The 17,865-nt window shown below is 49.8% G+C and carries 12 protein-coding genes; 4 read left to right on the forward strand and 8 right to left on the reverse strand.

Going from position 1 to position 17,865, the window contains the following annotated elements:
* The first annotated feature begins 4 nt into the window (after positions 1–4).
* The gene (locus tag AC0IWZ_RS18645) at positions 5–1,843 is read left to right on the forward strand and encodes a DUF2235 domain-containing protein (protein WP_471678727.1); all 1,839 of its coding nucleotides are present in this window, start codon (positions 5–7) and stop codon (positions 1,841–1,843) included.
* A gap of 22 nt (positions 1,844–1,865) precedes the next feature.
* Positions 1,866–2,144 carry a PAAR domain-containing protein gene (locus tag AC0IWZ_RS18650; RefSeq protein ID WP_471678726.1) on the forward strand — a complete coding sequence of 93 codons (279 nt, stop codon included), beginning with the start codon at positions 1,866–1,868 and terminating at the stop codon, positions 2,142–2,144.
* 9 nt (positions 2,145–2,153) lie between these two features.
* On the opposite strand, the gene mtgA is transcribed toward AC0IWZ_RS18650, so the two are convergent.
* The 4 genes from mtgA to mnmL all read right to left on the reverse strand — a co-directional run bounded on the left by mtgA (position 2,154) and on the right by mnmL (position 7,110).
* The gene (mtgA, locus tag AC0IWZ_RS18655; protein ID WP_410374036.1) at positions 2,154–2,882 is read right to left on the reverse strand and encodes a monofunctional biosynthetic peptidoglycan transglycosylase; all 729 of its coding nucleotides are present in this window, start codon (positions 2,880–2,882) and stop codon (positions 2,154–2,156) included.
* On the reverse strand, positions 2,879–3,532 hold the full coding sequence (gene elbB, locus AC0IWZ_RS18660; protein WP_471678725.1) for an isoprenoid biosynthesis glyoxalase ElbB: 654 nt from the start codon (positions 3,530–3,532) through the stop codon (positions 2,879–2,881). The genes mtgA and elbB overlap by 4 nt, the downstream gene beginning before the upstream one ends.
* A 235-nt stretch (positions 3,533–3,767) precedes the next feature.
* Complete coding sequence (gene arcB, locus AC0IWZ_RS18665; RefSeq protein WP_471680512.1) at positions 3,768–6,116, reverse strand: aerobic respiration two-component sensor histidine kinase ArcB; 2,349 nt, start codon at positions 6,114–6,116, stop codon at positions 3,768–3,770.
* A gap of 61 nt (positions 6,117–6,177) precedes the next feature.
* Positions 6,178–7,110 (reverse strand): tRNA modification radical SAM protein MnmL/YtqA, encoded by a 933-nt coding sequence (mnmL, locus tag AC0IWZ_RS18670; RefSeq protein ID WP_034498876.1) that lies wholly within the window; start codon positions 7,108–7,110, stop codon positions 6,178–6,180.
* A 680-nt stretch (positions 7,111–7,790) separates the two neighbouring features.
* Between mnmL and gltB the strand changes: the two genes are divergently transcribed.
* On the forward strand, positions 7,791–12,248 hold the full coding sequence (gene gltB / locus AC0IWZ_RS18675) for a glutamate synthase large subunit (RefSeq protein WP_471678724.1): 4,458 nt from the start codon (positions 7,791–7,793) through the stop codon (positions 12,246–12,248).
* Positions 12,249–12,257: 9 nt separating this feature from the next.
* Entirely contained in the window at positions 12,258–13,676 is a 1,419-nt protein-coding gene (locus AC0IWZ_RS18680) for a glutamate synthase small subunit (RefSeq protein ID WP_034498877.1), read from the forward strand.
* A gap of 59 nt (positions 13,677–13,735) precedes the next feature.
* On the opposite strand, the gene AC0IWZ_RS18685 is transcribed toward AC0IWZ_RS18680, so the two are convergent.
* From AC0IWZ_RS18685 to sspB, 4 genes are all read right to left on the reverse strand, one after another.
* The gene (locus AC0IWZ_RS18685; RefSeq protein WP_471678723.1) at positions 13,736–15,229 is read right to left on the reverse strand and encodes a sialate:H+ symport family MFS transporter; all 1,494 of its coding nucleotides are present in this window, start codon (positions 15,227–15,229) and stop codon (positions 13,736–13,738) included.
* 90 nt (positions 15,230–15,319) lie between these two features.
* Positions 15,320–16,219, reverse strand: coding sequence for an N-acetylneuraminate lyase (gene nanA, locus AC0IWZ_RS18690; RefSeq protein ID WP_471678722.1), 900 nt, complete (start codon positions 16,217–16,219; stop codon positions 15,320–15,322).
* 180 nt (positions 16,220–16,399) lie between these two features.
* Entirely contained in the window at positions 16,400–17,182 is a 783-nt protein-coding gene (locus tag AC0IWZ_RS18695) for a transcriptional regulator NanR (protein ID WP_034498880.1), read from the reverse strand.
* Between the two features lie 185 nt (positions 17,183–17,367).
* Positions 17,368–17,865, reverse strand: a complete 498-nt coding sequence (gene sspB / locus AC0IWZ_RS18700; RefSeq protein WP_034498881.1) for a ClpXP protease specificity-enhancing factor — start codon at positions 17,863–17,865, stop codon at positions 17,368–17,370.

A 17,865-nucleotide genomic window follows, 5' to 3' on the forward strand; every position in this document is an offset into this window, starting at 1 on the left:
GTAAATGAATAAGGAACAAATAATCGGTACTGCTAACCAAGCGCAACAGAATGAAGATAGCCAAATGAATGCATGTGGCCGAACATTGCATATTGGTTTCTTCTTTGATGGTGTAGGTCGAAATATAGAGCAAGATGCTGTAGATCATAGGCTCAGCAATATTTGTCGACTTTACAGAGCCTTTCCTGAAGAAAAGGTAAATACTAACATAAGTAGCCACATTAAATTTTATTTATCCGGATTGGGTACGCCTTTTAAAGATGAATTATCTACGAAGATTCATACAGTAATGGATACAAGTATGTCTAAAGCATTAGATGAAGCTAAAAGCATCCCGAAAGACGCCGTAGAAGATGCAGCAAAAGATATTTTCACCTTTGACTGGTATGAGGTTTTAGATAAACAATGGAAAAAACTCTGGAATCCTGCTGAATGGCGGAAAACGCTCTTAAGTGCAGGAGGCAAAATTTTTGCTAGCGCCTCTATAGAAGCCATGCCATGGTTAAGAGATAATAAATACATATCTGAAATATTATTCACTGGAGTAGATACACGAGTAAACACAGCAAAAAATAACTTTGAAAAAGCTTACAAAGATAGTATTGATCTGTCCCCACTTCCTATTAAACATATCGCCATCTCCATTTTTGGTTTTGATCTTGGTGCTACCCTCGCGCGAAAATTCATCGATGATCTTCTTAAAGATATTTGCCAAAAAGAAGTGACAAAAGATGTACCAGTAAAATATTTATATAACAAAGTTCCAGTAGATATAATATTTGCTGGTTTTTTTGATTGCTCACGCCATAGCCCTGCTAGTAGCAATAATGGGTTGGATTATTATGTCGCTTTGCTGGGTACTCCAGGAAAAAGCGTAAGTCTTTTTATGGGAGATAAATCTATCGACCAGGATACTCCCTTACCTTCGATGGTGCGCAATGCTCTACATTTGGTTGCTGCGCATGAGCGTCGCCCATGGCGTGGAATCTATTCTTTGGGTAAGGGGAACTGGCAAGAAATATTGCTACCCGGAAGTAGTGAAGATATTGGTGGCGGATTACTGCCTGATGAACAAAAACCCAGTGCTGAATTATGCAGGGTGGCCCTGCATCAAATGTACCGTACCGCATATATGGCTGGCGTACCTTTCCCTGATTATCAAACTTTGCCCGAGCTATCAGCGACGGTTGCAAATTATTTTTATATGAACGACACCATTGAAGGCCGTTCGGCACAATACTGGGCAAAACGCTATCAGTCTATCATCGGCTACCAAACACTCAGTACTCATGCCCAAAATGCTCATCTTGACAGCTATTTTAACTGGCTTAGTCAACAGTACTATTTGTATTGCACAGAGCTGCAAAGAATAGATGCGGAAAAAGCAGACATTATGAGCACCATAACATTATCGACAGAAGACCCCGAATTACGGAAAAAAATAGCAGACAATCATCTTGCCAGAGAAACGCTGAAAAACAATTGGGGTTGGCTGGATGATGTTAAAGATCAGGCGCGCTGGTTTATTAATAGTGTGATGACAAACCCTAATGAGACACGAATGCGAGTGGCCCCAAAGATTTATATTCCTGCATTCAGGCGGGCAAAAAAATTTCTGGAATACAGCGTTTGTGCTTATCAGCAAAAACCTATGCCTGCCTCAACAGATAACGCCCCAGAGGAAATTTTTACTTGGCTGGTTCACGATATTCAAAAAGTTGATCCGGCCTCCTCAATTAGTGTGGATTTCCTGGCTATTCGCTCATTTGAAGTACCTGAAGCAGAAGAAGACGAACCAGAAGCCGAGTCTCCAGCTGAAAACTCAACACCCGCCAATGCCTAAGAAAATAATTCAGGAATAAACAATGAGAGCAATGATGACTCAAACTTGCCCAACAACAACGGGCGGGAAAATACTTGAAGGTGTTCCTACGATCACCATAGCAGGATTACCGGTTGCACTGATCGGAATGAAAGCTTCCTGCCAGGTTTGTAAAGGAGTCGGGGCAATCACCCCCTTGGGTCCGCATCTACAAACATTCAACGATATCCCCGTAGCTCTTCAGGGGGATATCGTTGCTTGTGCTTGTCCTAAAGGGAGTAATACTCTTTTGCCACTGGTGCCAACGGTAACGGTTTTATAGTTGTCTAACTCACTTCAACTCATGCTGCGCCATAAACGATTCGCCACCCAGCTGGCGCATCTGGCGCAAAATCCATTGCTGGCGCTGCCGAACATAACCTGAAGGTGCATTCGCTTTAAAGCGAATGGGATTAGGTAATACTGCGGCAAGCAAAGCAGCTTCCGAGGCCGTCAGGCGACTTGCTGGTTTATGGAAGTAACGCTGCGAAGCTTCTTCCACGCCAAAAATTCCGTCACCAAATTCTGCGATATTCAGATACACCGTGAGAATGCGGCGTTTCGTCCACACCACTTCCATACCGAGCGTTATTCCCGCCTCCAGGCCTTTGCGAACATAGCTCCGTCCATCCCATAAAAACAAGTTTTTCGCCGTTTGCTGGGAAAGCGTTGACGCACCGCGAACGCGATTTTCATTGCGTTCATTGTGTGCAATGGCTTTTTCAATCGCGGAAACATCAAACCCCCAATGGTCCGGGAATTTCTGATCTTCTGCCGCAATAACTGCAAGCCCCATCCACGGTGAGATTTCGTCCATGCTGACCCAATCTGAATGCGCCACGTAACCAAAATCACCTGAGAACCAGGCGCTGAATTGCCGTTCGACCATGACTGCCGAAAACGGTACCGGCATAAAGCTGAACAGGATTATCCCTGCCAACCAAACTCCTACCAGCGCCAGCGCACAGCGTAGTACCCAACGCTTGAGGGTGGATAAGAGCGCAACACGCCCTTTCTTCATGCAATCATACTCACAACGCGAGCCACCAGTTTTTCTATACCTAATGCCGCTTCATCAATGCGTGTGGCCAACATATAAGCAGGCGTCGTCACCACTTTGTGTTCTTCATCAACCACGATGTCGTCAACCGGACATGGAACATGTTCAGCCCCCATCTCTTCAACAATTTCTGCCGTATCAATATCAGTGCCGATGGTCAAACGCACCGGAACATCGAGAATTTTTGGCAGCATCACCGGGGCAATACAGATAAAGCCGAGCGGCTTGCCCTGTGCATGGCAATCGCGAGCCAGACGACGTAAATCAATATCCACCACGCACTCGCTGCCGAGACTTGCAAAATTGCACAGGTTTTTCGCTGCCCCAAAACCACCAGGAACGATCAGCGCATCCAATTCGCTGGCATCGGCCTGCGCCAATGGCGTCACCACTCCACGGGTGATTCGAGCCGCCTCAACAAGCACATTTCGATGCTCTAAAGACTCATTATTAGCGAGGTGATTAATAACATCTGCTTGAGGTTTGTCGGGTGCAAAGCAAACAGCTTCAGCGCCAGAGCGAGCGATTGCTAACAGGGTAATAACAGCTTCCTGAATTTCGCTTCCGTCGTAGACCCCGCAACCACTGAGCACCACACCAATCTTCTTCATTCAGCTATTCCTTTTCATCACGCGACTTCCATCATTAGTTATGACGATTTGATCGCTATGCTTCACACATTTTACTGTTTCATGTAACAAACTATTTAAGATTTGCTATCTTAATGCCTGAGCAGCACACGAGATTATCGGCTGCGCCATTTGGATAAAGACTTATAACTCAACGGCGCAGCCTACTTTTTCCCTGGTGTTGGCGCAGAATTCGCGCACCCCGGTTTATCCGGGGTCATTTTTTGGGAGCGTTTGCAACCCAAGCTTTCAGAACGTCAACATCGTGCTGCCATTCTTGTTTCAACTCTTCAATCCATTCGCCCACGTTTTCCGACCAGGCTGGTAGATCCGGTGACTGAATTTGCTGGGCAACTTGCTGCAAATGGCGCAACCCTACAGAACCCGCAGCGCCTTTAATCTTATGCCCCTCTTCCACAACCCCTTTCTGGTCGCGAGCCGTCATGTTGGAGTCCAGCACACTCAGGTAGCCCGGCATCATTTTTTCAAACATCGCCAGCCCATCAGTAATCAGTTTTGGCCCGACAAGCTCCATATACTGCTCAAGCATCGGGATATCGAGCAATGCTTGCTGTTTTTCGCTATTAACTTGAGGCACTTGAGACTCCTTCTTAGACTCTGACTGTTGGTTGTCCCAGAATTTTTGGATCATCGCCATTAACGCCGGAACCGAGAGGGGTTTGCTCAGCACATTGTCCATGCCGGCATCCAGATACTCTTTTTTATCTTTCAATACGTTAGCAGTCAATGCCACCAGCGGTGGTAAATCTTCACGCGCATAACGCGTGGTCAGTTGCCGGGAAATATCCAGCCCAGTCATATCAGGTAACTGAATGTCTAAAAGCACCAGGTCATACTCACCTGGGGTGAATTTTTCCAGCGCCTCTTTACCTGTCATCGCAACATCTACGCTGTTGCCAAGTTTCTCCAGCACCGAACGCGCAACAATCACGTTGAGTTCAATATCTTCCACCAGCAGAACGTGCAATGCAGGCAGAGGCATTTCGTCATTGTCGAGCGTGTCTTCGATTTCATCCGCCACGCGAGGAGCCTGAATGGTCAAGGTAAATAGCGAGCCTTCGCCCGGCTTACTGCTGACGGTAATATCACCGCCCATACTCTTCGCCAGGCGGCGCGACACCGCCAAACCAATCCCGGTACCCGTTGCCGGTTTACCACCGTGGCTATCTTTCACCTGATAGTACATGGCGAAGATTTTGTCCTGCTCATCCTGCGGGATGCCAATGCCAGAATCCTGGACTTCAAAGCGTAAGGTATTTTCTTCTTCATAACGCACGCGCACCGAAACCAGGCCGCCTTTTGGCGTAAATTTCACGGCGTTGCTGATGAGATTCCAGAGGATCTGGCGCAGGCGCGTACCGTCCGTCACCACTTTATGTGGCAGCGGCAATGTCGGGTTCATTTCCAGCTTCAGTCCTTTTTGCTGCGCCTGCAAACCAGAAAGGTTTTCCAGGTCAGCAAGGAAACTGGTGAAATCAATCGGCTGGTTATCAAGCTGAACTTTACGGCGCTCAAGCTTATCCATATCAATGATATCGTTGAAAATATTACCCAGAGTTATCGCTGAAACATGAATCGTTTTGAGGTAATTGGTCTGTTCCGGGTTAAGCTCAGTATCAAGCAGTATGCGGCTTAAGCCGACGATACCGTTTAGCGGCGTACGCAGTTCATGGCTGATCGTCGAAATGAATGTGGTTTTATCACGGCTGGCGCGTTCAAGCGCATCCTGGTAACGCTTACGCTCGGTAATGTCGCGGCCAAAGCCCATTAAACCATGGCGTTTGCCGACCCGGTCGTAGTAGGGAACTTTACGGATTTCAAAACACGCCTTACGGCCATCCGGGTAATCCAGCCATTGTTCGTAAGTCAGCGACACATTATGACGGAACACTTTCTCGTCGGTTTCGATAACCTTCTGCGCCGCTTCTGGCGAATAGACATCTTCCGGTTTCAGGCTTATCAGCTGCTTCTCACTCTTACCGGTCAACAGTTCCATCGCACGGTTACAGCCTGAGAACTCTTTGTCTTCGTTACGATAGAAAACCAAATCTGGAGAGGCATCGAGGAATGAACGTAAAAATGAAGATTGTTGCTCAAGCTGGATTTGCGTCTCTTCGCGTTCCTGCATCTCAACTTTGAGCTGCTCAAGCATCGTCTGACGTTCGTCTTCCGCTTTCACACGGTCAGCAATTTCCTGGTTCAATTGCGCGATATTGTCTTTGAGCTGCACATTGAGTTTCAGATCTCGCTCGCGCATCTCTTCGAGTTTTTGCACCAGTTTTGACAGTCGCTGCCTCGACTCTTCAAGTTGTTCAACGACCACAGAAAGGAAATAGACGGCCCATGGCGTAATTAACAGGCCAAAAAAGATGGAGCGCACAACATCAATGCTTTCAACCTGGCCGCGCAACAGCATCGTCACGGCCATTTGCACCACAATAGCCAGCACCACCAGAGCAGAGGCCAGCAACAAAGAGAAGCGCACTAATCCGAGCTTCACCATCAAATCAACGTAATATTGTGCCAGTAACCGGATTTGCTTCATGGAACGTTTCCCTCGCCTTCAATCTGCTAAATATACCGCAAAAAGATCTCACGCTCAGGATTTACAACAGAATTGTCGGGTTCCACGGGGTACCGAGTGCCGAGCCTTGCGTACCGTGCTCATTCAGATAGCTGTCAATCGCCCCCATTCCGCTCCAGCGGTTCTCGCACCACAGCGGTGCCAGCAACGTGGGTCGGCGGGCATTCGCCGAAATACGATGGAAGACGACATCAAGCGGAGTATGGCGAATCATCTCACCGGCAGTTGTCGCATACTCTTCTAATTCAATCGCCTGTAAGCGCCCTACCTGCCAGCTTTTAGCCATCGTGCTGCCACTCACTATGTGCAGAGGGTGGAGCTTGATGCCATCAACGCCGGTTTCGACCACTTTCTCCAGCGTTTCCATGCAGTGCTCCTGCCCTTCACCCGGCAGGCCGACAATCAGATGGCTACAGACTTTCAGGCCACGTGCGCGAGCGCGGCGAGTGGTTTCCTGGTAACAGGCAAAATCATGCCCGCGATTGATACGATGCAGCGTTTTATCATGTGCCGTTTGCAGTCCCAGTTCTAACCAAACCTCATAGCCTTTTTCATGATATTCACTGAGCAAATCCAGCACGCTATCCGGTACGCAATCCGGGCGCGTCCCGACGCATAACCCCACAATGCTCGCCTGGCTGACAGCCTGTTGATACATCGAGCGCAGCACCTGCACTTCGGCCCATGTGCTGGTGTATGCCTGGAAATAGGCAAGGTAGTGTTGAGCGCGATTGACGAGTTGCGACTGGCGCTCGAGTTGGTCGGCGATAGAGTGATTTTGTTGGGCTTCATCCGCAAATGACGCAACATTGCAGAAAGTACAACCGCCACGACCAATTGTGCCATCACGATTTGGGCAGCTAAAACCGCCGTGCAGCGTGAGTTTATGGACTTTATGACCATACCGACGCTGAAGATCGCCACCAAACATATTGACTAATTTTTGTAACTGCATAATCTGATGGGCCGCCCTGTAAAAGGGACGTAGCCTGCCATTATCTGCCCAATTTAGCGATGACCTGGATCAATCGCTCTGGCGCAGCTTTATCCATTGAATATAAATTCACAATTAGTGCAATTTTACGCATCTAAAAGATGATTACTTTTCCTTATGTTGACCCGCTATTTTTAAAGAATATGTGCCCTTGCGAAAAACAGTGTCATACAACACGCGAAACCGCGTTGTTAGCATAAGATCCTGCCAATAACATCATTGCCAGCATGGTCTGGAATTTTGCAGCCTCTCATACAGTGAGAGAGATCACATAACCCAAGCGATTCCCCTGCCGTTTAAATACGATAAAAATGATAATAAAATGTTTAATTTCATAACGTTAAATGTCATTTAGCACATATTTGTATAAATAAGAATGCCATTTGACCTGTGTGCGCTTTCCCGATAACTTGGAAATCCGCTGGAAGCTTTCTGGATGGGTTCTGTGCCCATCATATTTATGCAGTAATTAAGATTCCCTCTAAAGCAAGTCCTCAATACTTGTGCAACCGGATGCGTTAGACATAAAGAGGGCGACACGCGAGGTAAGCGTAGATGCGCAAACCCCGTCGCCATGCCCTTGCTGCGTCTGGACGCAATCGGTATCGGGAATCACGTAGAGCCTGGGGAGGTTCACTGATATGTTGTACGATAAATCCCTTGAGAAGGATAACTGTGGTTTCGGCCTGATCGCCCACATAGAAGGCGAACCTAGCCACAAGGTAGTGCGTACTGCTATTCACGCACTGGCCCGAATGCAACACCGTGGAGCAATCCTCGCCGATGGAAAAACCGGTGATGGTTGTGGCCTGCTGTTGCAAAAGCCTGACCGTTTCTTCCGAATCGTTGCGGAAGAGCGTGGCTGGCGTTTGGCAAAAAATTATGCCGTCGGCATGATTTTCTTAAATAAAGACGACGCTCTGGCGAGCGCAAGCCGCCGCATCGTTGAAGAAGAGTTGCAAAACGAGACCCTGTCGATTGTTGGCTGGCGCGAAGTGCCAACCAATGAAGACGTACTCGGTGAAATCGCCCTCTCCTCAAAGCCTCGCATCGAACAAATTTTTGTTAATGCCCCGGCTGGCTGGCGTCCACGTGATATGGAACGTCGCCTGTTCATTGCTCGCCGTCGCATTGAGAAACGTATTCAGGACAAAGACTTCTACGTATGTAGTCTTTCAAACCTGGTCAATATCTATAAAGGTCTGTGTATGCCGGCAGATTTGCCGCGCTTTTACCTGGACCTGGCGGACTTACGTCTGGAATCAGCAATTTGCCTGTTCCACCAGCGTTTCTCCACCAACACCGTGCCACGCTGGCCGCTGGCTCAACCGTTCCGCTATCTGGCACACAACGGTGAAATCAACACCATCACCGGTAACCGCCAGTGGGCGCGTGCGCGTACCTATAAATTCCAGACTCCGTTGATCCCAGACCTGCATGATGCCGCGCCATTCGTTAACGAAACGGGTTCCGACTCAAGCTCAATGGATAACATGCTGGAACTGCTGCTGGCAGGCGGTATGGATATCGTTCGTGCGATGCGTTTGCTGGTGCCACCAGCCTGGCAGAACAACCCGAACATGGACCCAGAGCTGCGTGCGTTCTTTGACTTTAACTCCATGCACATGGAGCCATGGGATGGTCCGGCCGGTATCGTTATGTCCGATGGGCGCTACGCCGCCTGTAACCTGGACCGTAACGGCCTGCGTCCGGCGCGCTACGTCATCACTAAAGACAAGCTGATTACTTGTGCTTCTGAAGTTGGGATCTGGGATTACCAGCCTGATGAAGTGGTGGAAAAAGGCCGCGTCGGCCCTGGCGAGTTGATGGTTATCGACACGCGTATTGGTCGCATCCTGCATTCCGCTGAAACTGATGCCGATTTAAAAAGCCGCCACCCGTATAAAGAGTGGATGGAGAACAACGTTCGCCGCCTGGTGCCGTTTGAAGATTTGCCAGACGAAGAAGTTGGCTCGCGCGAAATGGATGACGATACGCTCGCAAGCTACCAAAAACAGTTTAACTACAGCAGCGAAGAGCTGGATTCTGTCATTCGCGTGTTGGGTGAAAATGGCCAGGAAGCGGTCGGTTCAATGGGTGACGATACCCCATTTGCCGTACTCTCCAGCCAGCCACGTATTATTTACGACTACTTCCGCCAGCAGTTTGCACAGGTGACAAACCCGCCAATCGATCCGCTACGTGAAGCACACGTAATGTCTCTGGCGACCAGCATTGGCCGTGAAATGAACGTCTTCTGTGAAGCAGAAGGCCAGGCCCACCGCCTGAGCTTCAAATCGCCAATTCTACTGTGGTCTGATTTCCAACAGCTGACCTCGCTTGAAGAACAGCACTATCGCGCAGACACGCTGGACATCACTTACGATGCTTCTGCTCAATCACTGCACGAAACAGTTTCCGCACTGTGCGATGAAGCTGAGCGTATGGTACGCAACGGCACGGTTCTGTTGGTGCTGTCTGACCGTAATATCGCGAAAGATCGCCTGCCGGTTCCAGCGCCAATGGCGGTAGGTGCGATTCAGACTCGCCTGGTCGAGAAGAATCTGCGTTGCGATGCCAACATCATCGTTGAAACCGCAAGTGCACGTGACCCGCACCACTTCGCTGTTCTGCTTGGCTTTGGCGCGACGGCAATCTACCCGTACCTCGCCTACGAAACGCTGGCGAAACTGGTTGATAACGGCGCGATTGAAAAATCTTACCGCGCAGTGATGCAGAACTACCGCAACGGCATCAACAAAGGGCTGTACAAGATCATGTCCAAAATGGGCATCTCGACTATCGCCTCTTATCGTTGCTCGAAGCTGTTTGAAGCGGTTGGCCTGCATAAAGAAGTTTCTGAGCTGTGCTTCCAGGGCGTTGTTAGCCGTATTGGTGGTGCAGGCTTCAACGACTTCCAACAAGATTTGCTGAACCTGTCTAAACGCGCATGGCTCGCACGCAAGCCGTTGGATCAGGGTGGTCAGCTGAAATACGTTCACGGTGGCGAATATCACGCTTACAACCCTGACGTGGTTCAGACGCTGCAAAAAGCAGTGAACAGCGGCGAGTACAAAGATTATCAGGAGTACGCGAAGCTGGTGAACGAGCGCCCGGTGGCAACACTGCGCGATATGCTCGCACTCGATCCGCAAGGTGAAACAGTCAGAATCGAAGACGTGGAGCCAGCCACTGAGCTGTACAAGCGCTTTGACACTGCGGCGATGTCTATCGGCGCATTAAGCCCGGAAGCACACGAATCCCTGGCAGAAGCAATGAACAGCATCGGCGGGAATTCTAACTCCGGCGAAGGCGGTGAAGATCCTGCGCGTTACGGCACCAATAAAGTGTCCCGTATCAAACAGGTCGCGTCTGGTCGTTTCGGCGTCACCCCGGCTTACCTGGTGAATGCTGATGTCATCCAGATTAAAGTCGCGCAAGGTGCAAAACCAGGCGAAGGCGGCCAGCTACCGGGTGATAAAGTCACGCCGTATATCGCGAAACTGCGTTATTCCGTGCCTGGCGTTACGCTGATTTCACCACCGCCGCATCACGATATTTACTCTATCGAGGATTTGGCGCAGCTGATTTTCGACCTTAAGCAGGTCAACCCGAAAGCGATGATTTCCGTCAAACTGGTTTCCGAACCAGGCGTTGGCACCATCGCGACCGGCGTGGCTAAAGCTTATGCCGACCTGATTACTATCGCCGGGTACGACGGTGGTACAGGTGCAAGCCCGCTGTCATCCGTGAAATATGCCGGCTGCCCGTGGGAACTGGGTCTGGTGGAAACACAGCAGGCACTGGTGGCGAATGGCCTGCGTCACAAGATTCGTCTGCAAGTTGATGGCGGTCTGAAAACGGGCTTAGACATCATCAAAGCCGCGATTCTTGGTGCAGAAAGCTTCGGTTTTGGTACCGGACCAATGGTCGCATTAGGTTGTAAATATCTGCGTATTTGCCACCTGAACAACTGCGCAACCGGTGTTGCAACTCAGGACGAAAAACTGCGTAAAAACCACTATCACGGCCTGCCGTTCAAAGTGACTAACTACTTTGAATTCATTGCTCGTGAAACCCGTGAGTTGATGGCGCAGTTAGGCGTGAAGCGCCTGGTCGACCTGATTGGCCGTACCGACCTTCTCAAAGAGTTGGATGGTTTCACTGCGAAACAGCAAAACCTTGATCTGTCGAACCTGTTAAAAACAGCCGAACCTATGCCGGGCAAAGCGGTGTTCTGCACCGAGAATAACCCGCCATTTGATAAAGGCGACCTGAACGCGCAACTGCTCGCTCAAGCGAAACAGTATGTCGACGACAAACAGAGCAAAACGTTCTGGTTTGATATCCGCAACACTGACCGTTCAGTGGGTGCCACGCTGTCAGGTTATATCGCGACGCATAATGGCGATCAGGGTCTGGCAGCCGATCCGATTAAAGCGCATTTCAGCGGCACCGCCGGGCAAAGCTTCGGTGTGTGGAACGCAGGTGGTGTTGAATTGCATCTGACTGGCGATGCTAACGACTATGTTGGCAAAGGTATGGCTGGCGGTCTGATTTCCTTGCGTCCTCCGGTTGGCTCGGCCTTCCGTAGCCATGAAGCGACCATCATCGGTAACACCTGTTTGTACGGTGCAACCGGCGGCAAACTTTATGCTGCTGGCCGCGCGGGTGAGCGTTTCGCCGTGCGTAACTCCGGAGCCATTACCGTGGTTGAAGGCATTGGCGATAACGGTTGTGAATACATGACTGGCGGTATTGTCTGCATCATCGGCAAAACAGGCGTGAACTTCGGTGCAGGTATGACCGGTGGTTTCGCTTATGTGCTCGATGAAGACGGCGATTTCCGTAAGCGTGTTAACCCTGAGCTGGTAGAACTGATCAATGTAGATGAGTTGGCCATCCACGAAGAACATCTGCGCGGTATGATTACCGAGCATGTGCAACTGACGGGTTCCCAGCGCGGTGAAGAAATTCTGGCAAACTGGCCGGCATTTGCCTCTAAATTCACGTTGGTTAAACCGAAGTCCAGTGATGTCAAAGCATTGTTGGGTCACCGTAGTCGTTCCGCAGCTGAGCTGCGGGTGCAGGCGCAGTAAGGGGATAAGATGAGTCAAAACGTTTATCAATTTATCGACTTACAGCGAGTTGATCCGCCAAAGAAGCCGCTTAAGATCCGTAAAATTGAATTTGTAGAAATTTACGAGCCGTTCTCAGAAGGCCAGGCTAAAGCGCAGGCAGATCGCTGTCTGTCCTGCGGCAACCCGTACTGCGAATGGAAATGCCCGGTACATAACTACATTCCCAACTGGCTGAAACTGGCCAATGAAGGGCGCATTATCGAAGCGGCTGAACTGTCTCACCAGACAAACAGCCTGCCGGAAGTATGTGGTCGCGTTTGCCCGCAAGACCGTCTGTGCGAAGGTTCTTGTACGCTCAATGATGAGTTTGGAGCCGTGACCATCGGTAACATCGAGCGCTATATCAACGATAAAGCGATTGAGATGGGCTGGAAACCAGATCTGACCGGCGTGAAACAAACCGGTAAACGTGTCGCTATCATCGGTGCTGGTCCTGCTGGCCTGGCATGTGCCGACGTGTTAGCGCGTAATGGTGTGAAAGCGGTAGTTTATGACCGCCACCCGGAAATTGGTGGCCTGCTGACCTTCGGTATTCCAGCATTCAAACTGGAAAAAGAAGTGATGACTAAACGCCGTGAGATCTTCAGCGGCATGGGTATCGAATTCAAACTGAATACTGAAGTTGGCCGCGATGTTCACATTGACGACCTGCTGAAAGAGTTTGATTCGGTATTCCTGGGCGTGGGGACTTACCAGTCCATGCGTGGTGGTTTAGAAAATGAAGATGCGACAGGCGTATTTGATGCCCTGCCGTTCCTCATCGCTAACACCAAGAAAATTATGGGCTTCGGTGATTCACCAGAAGAGCCATATGTGGATATGTCAGGCAAACGTGTTGTGGTACTTGGCGGTGGTGATACCGCGATGGACTGCGTGCGTAGTTCGGTTCGCCAGGGCGCAACGCATGTTATCTGTGCTTATCGCCGTGATGAAGAGAACATGCCAGGTTCTAAACGCGAAGTGAAAAATGCGCGTGAAGAGGGTGTTGAGTTCCAGTTCAACGTGCAGCCGCTTGGTGTGGAAGTGAATGCCAATGGGCGCGTGTCAGGCGTGAAAGTTGCGCGTACTGAGCTGGGCGCGCCGGATGCCAATGGCCGCCGCCGTCCAGAGATCGTTGCCGGTTCTGAGCATGTTGTCCCTGCCGATGCCGTCATTATGGCGTTTGGTTTCCGTCCTCACGCCATGCAGTGGTTAGAAAAACATAGCGTTGAGTTGGATAGCCAGGGACGTATTCTGGCACCGGAAGGCAGCGATAATCCATTCCAGACCAGCAACCCGAAAATCTTTGCCGGTGGTGACGCCGTTCGTGGTTCTGACCTGGTGGTTACAGCTATTGCCGAAGGCCGTAAAGCCGCTGATGGGATCCTGAACTTCCTCGAAGTCTAACGAAGTGAAATGCAAAAAAGCCCGGCGATAGTAAAGTCACCGGGCTTTTTTATGCTCTGTTATTTGACCGCTTTTTGCATGACCCGACTTTTAGCCGCGCCCATCTTTACGGCCCCACTAAATGGTTTACCATCAATGGCATCGTGCGTTCGCACCGCCTGCGGATGGATCCAGCGCTGAACTCGCGATGGCATATCCAGACCAATCAACAAAATAACCACGAATGTCAGGCTAAACGAAAGCGATGCCAGTGCAGTCCCTAAATCAAGACGTTGCGCAATAGTGGCCCCAATAATCGGAGCGAGTGCCCCGCCTAATGCACCAACGTTATAGGTAAAACCAAGTCCCGCAGCACGCTGTTCAGTATCAAAGTAACCGCCAATCAACTTAGGCAAAATCCCTGAAATTCCCTGGCCTAACATCTGTTGGAAGAACAGCAGTAAACCCAGAACCCAGATATTTCCGCCGCCGATGGCGAAAACAGGAATGATCAGTAGTTGAGACACCAGCAGGCTACAGACATAGGCTTTACGTGTGCCTAACCAATCCCCCAGGAATCCTCCCACGCAACAGCCGACAGCGGCACCAAATCCGCTAAAGAACAGAACATGCGCCACGGTTGTTGGGTTGTAGGCCAGTTCCGTTTTCAGATAGGTGGGTAGCAACGCCTGAATCGGCCAGGAGTAGAGGAAGGCAAAGAATACGACGACCATTAACGTCACACCGGTCGGCCAGCGTTTGCCGCTGCTTTGCACCATGAAGCTAATGAATATGGCGGCGCAGATTAAACCCAATACTGCGACAAGTACCGCATTGCCCAGATTACCGGCAAAGCAGAAATACAGCGCTGTTGCGACGACAATCGTCAGGCCAATGTTAATAAACCGATGCTCGCCACGGTACAGAATGTCCACCATGGTTTTGGTCGGTTTTGTATCAGCAAACTTCTCTTTCCAGTCTTCAGCCTCAGGGATGTTTTTACGTAGCCACAACGCGAAAATAATGGGCAAAATACCGATGAAAAACAGCGCGCGCCAACCCCATGCTGGAACCACAACGCTATAGACCTGAGCGGCAATCACTGCGCCGACAGAAAAGCCAGATATCAAAAAACCACTCGCTTTATTACGCAGGTGTTTCGGCCAGCTTTCAATTACATAGGTCGCGCTGGAGCCGTATTCACCCGCCATCCCCATGCCAATCAGTAGCCGAGCCAGGAACATAGTGGTAAAACCAGGTGCAAAACCACACGCTAACGTCCCGAAAGAAAACAACACGATACTGGTTATCATGGCGAGTTTGCGGCCATAACGATCGCCCATCGCGCCTAATACCAGCCCACCAAACCAGCGCGAAATAAACGCCGCTGAGATAAGACTCGCCGCCTGAACAGTCGTCAGGCCAAATTCACTTTGAATTTCAGTCAGTACTAACGCTATCAAGACAAAATCAAAACCATCCAATAAGTAGCCAATCCATGCTGCTGAAAATGCTTTCCATTGCGGCTTAGTTAAATGGCGGTACCACGGGATCTGTTGGGCAGTGTTATTCATAAAGCACTCCCGGTGCGAGTTCGCAAAAACCCGCCCTCTGGTTAGGTCTGATTAGGTATGGTCTACGGCACCACGGTTTGCATATGCCATTCAGAGCGCGGCGCGTTCTTTCTGAAGCTGCGCCGCGAGTGCTTTAAGTTCAGGCAGATATTGCTCCTCAACCGGTGCAAAAGGTTTGCGACAAAGCGGCACTGCCAGCACATCCATATAATGCAGAATTGTTTTCAGCCCGCGGAAAACACCGACTTTAATCAGCAAATCAATGACCTTGTTGCATTCACTTTGAAGCTGTCTGGCTCGTTGAACATCTCCTTCCTGTACGGCATTTTTAATTGCCATATATCGCCAGCCCATTACGTTGTAAGTGCTGCCAATACCGCCGTCAGCCCCTGCCAACAGACCAGAAGCGAAGATCTCGTCATAACCGTTATAGAGCACAAGATCCGGATGAGCACGACGGATCTGCTCCATCTGATAGAGCTCACCCGAGGTTTGCTTTAACGCCCCGACGCCCGGCAAGCTGATTAAGGTATCAATCTGTTCAAGCGAGAGCTTCACACCGCTAAGAGCCGGAATGTTGTAAACCACCATCGGCAACCCACCAGACGAATCAATAACTGCGCGATAGTGGTCACAGTGTTCGTTGAAGCTGAACGGATAGTAAAACGGCGTGACCGCTGAAACGGCATCGAATCCATAACGGTGTGCTGCACTCGCCAGAGTCTGACTCTCATGGGTGCTGATACCACCCACATGTGCAATTAACGTCACCTTGCCTTTCGCTTCTTCGGCGACAATTTCCAGCACTTGCTCACGTTCTTGCGTGGTCTGCAAAAATGCTTCGCCAGTGGAACCACCGACATAAAGGCCATCAATGCCCTGCTCAATATTGAAACGAACCAGACGGCGCAAACTGTCGGTGTCGATCTGTTGTTGCGGGTTAAACGGAGTAAGCAATGCGGGTATCACACCGCGAAGATTCTGTGCCATAAACGCCTCTTTGTTGTCTGATATTCAAATGATAAGGGATACCTTTATACCTGTTATACCAGATCAAAAAGTAAACACCACATATCGAAGAGGTCAGGATGAGATCTGGCTCATATGAAATAATGATGGGTGATCAGAAATTACTTACGTAGAAGTGGGGAGGATCTCAAATTAGCGCAGCTATTTTTTTGCGGTGCGTTTACGGGGCGTGGGGTAATAGGAGGCGAAAACGCTTTTCAGATGAGCCTTTAATGCGCTGTCAGCAGCATCGGGATCGCGTGCAAGGATCGCATTATAAATTTCAATATGCTGCTGATAACTCACATTATTGTGGGCATGCAAAATATCCTGAGCAACCGTTGGCCGCGCGGCAATCAACCAGTCGAGCAAGGCAACGTGCACGGCCATGAAGATCGGATTATCAGGGATCTCTGCCAGTTCACGGTGGAATTCGATGTCGGATCGAATAAAGAGTTCGTTATCATCCAGAGCCTGATTATTCAGCTCAAGAGCTTTTGCAAGGCGGGCTATTTGTTCATCTGTCGCGAATTCAGCGGCATAGCGGACCAGGCTGGATTCAAAAAACATACGTAACTGTTCGAAATGAGCAATGCCACCTGGCCGCGAAAGGAAATCTTTTGCCACGCCAGATAACTCACCAATAATGGTATCTGCCGAAGGACGAGATACGCGAGCGCGTTCGCCATTACTGATTTGCACCAAACCTTTTCGTTTTAGTGCTGCCAGGGCTTCACGCACTGAAGGGCGTCCAACATTAAAAAATGCCATCAGCTCACGTTCAGACGGTAATTGCTCACCCTCTGCAAACTCACGTCTGCGAATCATCTGCTCAAGTTCTTCTTCCACCATTTCCGAGAGTTTTTTACGCGCAAGAGGACGACGGCGCATCGTATGCCCGATGGTTTCTGTCATCTCAGATGGTTGCTCGTCAAATGTGCTCATAGCGTCGGGATTTGGCCGTTTTAGAGAAGAAGCATGGCAAATAGTATTGTCGAATCATAACACAGCAAATCTTGGCTTACGTAAAGATGCAGTTGCCAGGTTTATTTAAGGCAATAAAAAGCCAGTCCTGAGACTGGCTTCGATTTGCATTTTTACTGGCAAGCTACGCGGATAATATCTTTGAATTACTTCACTACGCGCAACGCCGGACGACCACCACGCGGAGGTGGCTCGTTATCCGGGTCGTTGTCATCTTCATCGTGATCGGGGCGTGAGCCATCAATCACTTGCATGACCATTTCTGAATCAGACGACAACTGCTCGTTATCATTATGACTTTCAACATCTTCGTCATAACTGGCTTCTGGTTCGAACATTGTACCAGCGCCGTTTTCACGAGCATAAATAGCCAGAACCGCGGCCATAGGAACAAATACCTGGCGTGGCACACCACCGAAGCGCGCGTTAAAACGCACATCACCGTTGGCCAATTCCAGGTTTCCTACTGCACGTGGTGCAATATTCAGGACAATTTGCCCGTCGCGAGCATATTCCATAGGAACATGTACGCCAGGCAATGTCACATCCACCACCAGATGCGGTGTGAGCTGGTTATCCAGCAGCCACTCGTAAAAAGCACGAAGTAGATACGGACGACGTGGTGACAATTGTGACATATCCAT

The sequence above is a fragment of the Buttiauxella sp. AC142 genome, from assembly GCF_979253435.1.

Bases quoted from the DNA above. Each gene is read 5' to 3' on its own strand.
- gltB (WP_471678724.1), top strand. From the start codon at position 7,791: ATGTTGTACGATAAATCCCTTGAGAAGGATAACTGTGGTTTCGGCCTG.
- AC0IWZ_RS18685 (WP_471678723.1), bottom strand. From the start codon at position 15,229: ATGAATAACACTGCCCAACAGATCCCGTGGTACCGCCATTTAACTAAG.
- arcB (WP_471680512.1), bottom strand. From the start codon at position 6,116: ATGAAGCAAATCCGGTTACTGGCACAATATTACGTTGATTTGATGGTG.
- nanA (WP_471678722.1), bottom strand. From the start codon at position 16,219: ATGGCACAGAATCTTCGCGGTGTGATACCCGCATTGCTTACTCCGTTT.
- sspB (WP_034498881.1), bottom strand. From the start codon at position 17,865: ATGGATATGTCACAATTGTCACCACGTCGTCCGTATCTACTTCGTGCT.
- mnmL (WP_034498876.1), bottom strand. From the start codon at position 7,110: ATGCAGTTACAAAAATTAGTCAATATGTTTGGTGGCGATCTTCAGCGT.
- mtgA (WP_410374036.1), bottom strand. From the start codon at position 2,882: ATGAAGAAAGGGCGTGTTGCGCTCTTATCCACCCTCAAGCGTTGGGTA.
- AC0IWZ_RS18645 (WP_471678727.1), top strand. From the start codon at position 5: ATGAATAAGGAACAAATAATCGGTACTGCTAACCAAGCGCAACAGAAT.
- AC0IWZ_RS18695 (WP_034498880.1), bottom strand. From the start codon at position 17,182: ATGAGCACATTTGACGAGCAACCATCTGAGATGACAGAAACCATCGGG.
- elbB (WP_471678725.1), bottom strand. From the start codon at position 3,532: ATGAAGAAGATTGGTGTGGTGCTCAGTGGTTGCGGGGTCTACGACGGA.
- AC0IWZ_RS18680 (WP_034498877.1), top strand. From the start codon at position 12,258: ATGAGTCAAAACGTTTATCAATTTATCGACTTACAGCGAGTTGATCCG.
- AC0IWZ_RS18650 (WP_471678726.1), top strand. From the start codon at position 1,866: ATGAGAGCAATGATGACTCAAACTTGCCCAACAACAACGGGCGGGAAA.